This window comes from Streptomyces sp. NPDC050485 (genome assembly GCF_044458185.1).
GTDB lineage: Bacteria > Actinomycetota > Actinomycetes > Streptomycetales > Streptomycetaceae > Streptomyces.
Map to the genome: position 1 here is coordinate 1 of NZ_JBITHR010000067.1, position 5,115 is coordinate 5,115.

General features: G+C 67.9%; 5 protein-coding genes. 1 reads left to right on the forward strand and 4 read right to left on the reverse strand.

The genetic code is table 11. The features are described from left to right. Positions 1 to 219: 219 nt before the first annotated feature. Entirely contained in the window at positions 220 to 2,046 is a 1,827-nt protein-coding gene (locus tag ACIBK6_RS42225) for a hypothetical protein (protein ID WP_399058781.1), read from the reverse strand. Continuing rightward, positions 2,043 to 2,972, reverse strand: coding sequence for a hypothetical protein (locus tag ACIBK6_RS42230; RefSeq protein WP_399058783.1), 930 nt, complete (start codon positions 2,970 to 2,972; stop codon positions 2,043 to 2,045). The genes ACIBK6_RS42225 and ACIBK6_RS42230 overlap by 4 nt, the downstream gene beginning before the upstream one ends. A gap of 72 nt (positions 2,973 to 3,044) precedes the next feature. Here ACIBK6_RS42230 and ACIBK6_RS42235 point away from each other — a divergent pair, with 72 nt between their 5' ends. Then, positions 3,045 to 3,359: a helix-turn-helix domain-containing protein gene (locus tag ACIBK6_RS42235; protein WP_399058785.1), complete on the forward strand. Its 315-nt coding sequence runs from the start codon at positions 3,045 to 3,047 to the stop codon at positions 3,357 to 3,359. A 201-nt stretch (positions 3,360 to 3,560) separates the two neighbouring features. Here the strand turns inward: ACIBK6_RS42235 and ACIBK6_RS42240 are convergent, their stop codons facing one another. Both ACIBK6_RS42240 and ACIBK6_RS42245 read right to left on the reverse strand, forming a co-directional pair. Further along, positions 3,561 to 4,100 carry a hypothetical protein gene (locus ACIBK6_RS42240; protein WP_399058787.1) on the reverse strand — a complete coding sequence of 180 codons (540 nt, stop codon included), beginning with the start codon at positions 4,098 to 4,100 and terminating at the stop codon, positions 3,561 to 3,563. A gap of 217 nt (positions 4,101 to 4,317) precedes the next feature. Continuing rightward, positions 4,318 to 4,986, reverse strand: a complete 669-nt coding sequence (locus tag ACIBK6_RS42245) for a hypothetical protein (RefSeq protein WP_399058789.1) — start codon at positions 4,984 to 4,986, stop codon at positions 4,318 to 4,320. Positions 4,987 to 5,115 lie beyond the last annotated feature (129 nt).

Here is a 5,115-nt window from a genome sequence, read left to right on the forward strand (position 1 = left end):
CGACTGTTCTTGAGTTAGCTCGGGAGCGGTTGACGAGATCCTGTCCGATCGGAAGATCGGGCGGGATCTTTGTCGTTTCCGGGGTGTGTTCGATGTGCTGTCCGAACGCTAGCGGGTGCTCTGGCGGACGATCGGCCTGCGGTCGGGGTGGTTCGGGTGCGTGAGGGATGCTGCGGCTGCTGCTGGACGTGTGTGAGCCCGTCGTGTGGTGCGGGGGTGTCAGGTGCTCGCGCTCGTCGTCGGCGGCTGGGGCGGAGAGAGCCCGTTCGCGGGAATGGCGGCCGCAGTGATTTCCGCGAGCTCTGTGATCACACGGACAGCGCCGGTATCGGCTGCGTTACTGGTGGCCTGGGCCCAGGTGAAGAGCATCTGCAGGTTGGAGCTGCAGACCATCAGAGCGAGGAGGATGGTCTGCGCGACGCGGCCGTGGGCGAGGCGTTTGGTGGGATCCGCGATGTTGATGCCGTGGCTCTTGAGCCTGCCGTTCACGCCTTCGATGTTCGCCCGTTCAGGCCGGTAGGCATCCTGCCAGGCTGGGTGGAGGTAGTGCCGATCCTGGCGGAACTTGTCGAGCTTGCCCAGGTCGCCGGGGTGGACGGTGATCGTGTGCTGCTGGCAGATCCTTGGCAGCTCTGTGGCAGGCGGAGGCTGCAGCCGTTCGGCCTGGGGGATCGCGATGGTGGGTTTGGCCGCGGCATGGGCTGCGGTGGCCCGCGGGTTGGTGAGGTCGACGACAGTCGGCCGTGGTGCGGGGATGCGGTTGACCTGGTTGAACCGAGCGCACGTCACCGTGGGCGACGGGCCGCTCGCCGGGCACTGGAGTCGGATCGCGCCACGCTTGTCTGCGGATTCTTTGAGGCGGAGGAAAAAGGGCTCGCGGGCGGCGATCTGCTCACGGAGTCCGACGTCTTCATCGATGGCGCGCACGGCTCTGTCGTTGAGACCGGTGGTGGCGTCTGCCAGGGCGGCAGGCATCGCGGGGCAGGCGAGGCTTCCGTCGACGAGGAGGGCACCTTTGTGAGTGCCCTGGATGCCTCGGTGCATTTTCTTGTAGTCCAGGACGAGCTGGTAGCCCAGGCGGCGGGCGGGCTGGGAGAAGTGCTCGGAGACCTGGTCGGTGTAGGCGCGGTCGGCGGCCAGGATCCCGGCGGGGAACCCGAAAGGGACCAGCTTGGTCAGAGCGTGCACGGCGTTCGGCCCGATCCGCTTGCCAGGGGTGTCCAGGACCAGGCCCAGCACGAGCTGAGGGTGCTGGCTCACACGCCTGCCGGCCTGAGGGTGGCCGCTTGGGTGCCTGCGGCTCGCGGCAACCAGGAGGGTGGCGGAGTGCCCGAAGATCCCTTCGGTGGAGCCGCCGCAGAAATGCCAGCCAGCGGTGATCTCGACGGAGGCGAGACCGCGCTGCTCGCAGGGCTCGTGGTGCCAGGCGGGAACCGGGGTGGTGTCGACCCCGATGTCGCCCCGCCAGCCCTTGAACAGGCCGCGCCGGTGGGCGAGGTGCACGCTGGTCAGGACCAGGCGGTCGCTGATCTGCTGGAGCACGGCCCGGCGGCGCATCCGTTCGGGATCAGTGTCCTCCCAGGCCGCAACAGCGAGGGCTGCCTCATCGGCGGGCAGCCGACGGCGCCGGTCACAGCGGAGCGGGTCCAGGGCCGTGGTCAGCCGGTCGAAGGACCTGTAGATGCGTCGGGTGAACGCGTGCCGTCCGTGATCGTCGAGCGAGCCGGAATCCGGAACCCCCAGCCAGTCCCGGGCAGGGGCCCGCAACTCGTCCAGGAGAACGCGGCAGACGTCCGCGAGGCTCGCGCTGCGGTGGTAGTGCAGCGACAGCAGCAGCCCCACCAGCACCGTCCGCACCGGCAGCCCGTCAGGACCGGGGCGGCCCGCCAACTCGGTGTCGATCAGCTCCAGCACTCCCGAGCTGTGCAGGAGAGCGTCGAGCTGGCCGACCTTCGAGTCCGGGATCTCGAACGGAGCGTCCGTGACCGGCCGCGGTCGGCACTTCCTGATCTCCTCCGGACGCCGCCAGGCCCGGGGCTTGCTCACCTGTCCGGTCCGCGCAGGAGCCGTGTGGCAGTGGCGTCATCAATGGGAGGGACCAGGTGTTGCCAGCGGGCCAGGGACGCGGCGGAGGCGAGCCCGGCCGCCTGGGCGATCAGATGGTGATCGATGTGGGCCCGCATCAGCTCGACGATCCACGTCGCACGCAGACGGCCCACCGACAACTCCGGCAGGCCCCGGGGCGGCCGGTGGCTCAGGGACCAGGAGCCGATCAGGTTCTTGGAGTACTCGACGGTCCGTTGAGGCCGAAACAGGTAGCCGTCACCCGCCAGGACGGCAAGCTCGCCCAGCACCGAGTCCCAGGCCGCGCGGGCCACGAGCGGGACCAGGCGGTCGACCCCTTGGTGCAGCAGGGGCCCGTCCGCGCTCGGGCGCCGCAGATCCAGACCCCGGCTGGCTGCCACCTCCTTCGGCGTCAGCCCCAGACCGGCGCCCAGACCCAGCAGCGCGAGCGCATCGGTCTTCTGCTGCCCGGGCAGATGAGTGGCCCAGTGCCGCAGGCCCTCCAACTCGCCTTCGGTGTAGGGCTGGTGGGGGCTGGCGTCGGCATGCATCCGCGCAGGGGCCGTCTCACCGCGTTCGCTCCAGGCCAGAGCGTCCCGCACCCGCAGCAGCCACGTCCGGTACGTCCGTACCGACGATGCTTCGATGTCCCCGGCCCGCGAGAGGACAAACGCGTCGATCACCTCGTTGCGCAACCACGCGTCCACCGACCGCTCGATTCCCGCCGCCTCGGCCCACAATGCCAGTCGGCCGGTGACGTGCAACAGCCGCTCCACGTCATAGGGAACTGCCATCACGGTCGCGGCGACCACCGACCTGACCAGCGGCGCGACCTCTTCCCAGACCGGCTGCGCGGCCCGCGGCCGATACCGGGTGATCTTCGCTGACGTAACGGGATCAAGGACCACAGTCCATGCATACCGGCTGGACAAGCAGCCATTCCACAGCTGATCAACTTCAACAGACAAGGTGGTGTGCGCATGGTCGGCGGACACGCCCGCGCACGCTCCCCCAGGGAGCACACCGACGATCCGGAAACCTGGCCCGAACAGCCGAGCCCCGATGTGGCCGCCGAGGCGGTCCGCCACATCGCGCGGACACTCGCCCAGGCCCTGGCCGACCAGAACCTGAGCTTGCGTGCGGCTGCCGGCTCCGGAGTGAACCGGCAGGCCATCGCAGACCTGCTCGCAGGACGGTCCTGGCCGGACGTGGCCACCGTCGCCCGACTCACCCGCTTCACCGGCATCAACCTGTGGCCGGACAACACCAACATCGATCGGAAGAGAACGCATTGAGCCTCGATCCACCCCCGAAGACGCCAAACAGCGACCGGGCATGACGAAATTCGTGGCTCCACGCGTCGAGCGGAGAAAGTCTCTACTACGCTCGAAAACGCGCGGAGCCACCTGTCAGATGGCGCTCACGCACCGGCACCGCCGAGGGACTACCAATCGACTCGGCGGTGCCACCTGGAATGCCGCGCCCGCGGCCCCGGTTCACTCCCAGGCGGTCTCCTGCCGTTGTTCACCGGCATTGACGGGAACGATCGTGAACCAGGCCGTCGGGTCCTCTGTTACCAAGCCCTCCTTCACGAGCCGCTTCAGCCGGGACCGAGTGGTCTCCACTCGCCGCCCCTTCGACGTGTCCGAGACGTCCTCCCCGATCGCGGCGGTGATGTCCTGCACCTTCATCGCCCGCCCGGCCCCCGCCAGCAGCACCAGCATTCGCTCGCGCGCCACTTCCCACTCCAACGGGCCAGCAGACGCAGGCCCGTTGGCAGGTGCTTCTGCACCGGCGGGTCGGGAATCGGGGGCAGGTTCATTCGGCATCGGCCTGTCCACGGTTTCCTCTGGCGGCTGTTGCGTGGCGTCGCCCTGCTTGAGGTACTCCTCGCCCCCCAGAGACAACAGCGTCTCCCGCGTGATCGTCAGGTGAGCCAGCCGTTCCTCGGCCGCCGTGGTCTTCTCCCGCAGTGTGGCCAACTCGCCACGAACGACCGCCTCTTCCTGATCCAGACGCTCGAACAGTGGCGTCATGCTGCCCCGCCTTCACTTGCCGATCACCGGAGCCCGATGGCACTCGAAGCCCCAGCCAAACGTAGGGCCAGCCACAGCAAGATCGCAGACGGTGAACGCAGATGCTCCCAACCGACCGCATGCGATCGCCTCGCGCCCGCTGCCCTCAGCAGAAAGACCACACGAGTTCGCGCCTTAGGGAAGGGACACTCCGACCGACAGCGTGATCTCCGTGAAGTCAGAGCGTTGCCTGGTCCTGGACGGTATAGCCGAGTGCACGGGCTTGCCCGGCCACGGTCGTGAAGTCCGCTGCCGGCGACAGGGAACTCACCATCTGTCGGCTCAGCGGTGCTTGAACCAGAACCGCCGCCACAGCGTCACGGTCGATCCTCCGCTCAAAGTAGTCCTCGGCGAAGCTGACGTATGCATCCGCGCTGCCGTCTGCGAGAAGCTCGAACAGCCAGTCAGCCCCGTCCGACTCGTCAGCGGCGAACTCGACCGGACCACACCCCCAGGCCTCTGCATCTTTTTCCCGCCACGCGCACACCGTCGCGTCGAAGAACCCGTCGAAGTCGAACTCCGGCGCCGCCGCGTAGTGCGCGAGCGACGAAGGCAGGCCCTCAAGAAGTCCAGGCCAGTGCGCTCGGGGCGATTCGCGCCATGGAGTGGCGTCACATTCGTGATCGAACCCGTAGAGGAACACCCCAGCCGGATCGAACACGACGGCGTACTGGTCGCCGGAGCCGTTCTCCATGCAGGCCAGGTGCACGCCGTCACGCCAGTTGGAGACGAACGCGTGCATGGGAGCTTCTGCGTCAAGGATGGAGTCGAGCAACGCCAACGCTCGGCATCGTGCAAGCAGAACATCAGGAGTGGGAAGCAGCGGCAACAGCGCATGGACAGTCATGGCCCTCATTCAACTCCCAGCCACTGACAACAGCCCCGCCTCCAGCCCTGGGAAACGATCACCTGCTGCACGGGAAGCGATCTCCAACACCCCGCCACGTCGCAGGTCAACAGCACTCGTGAACACCCG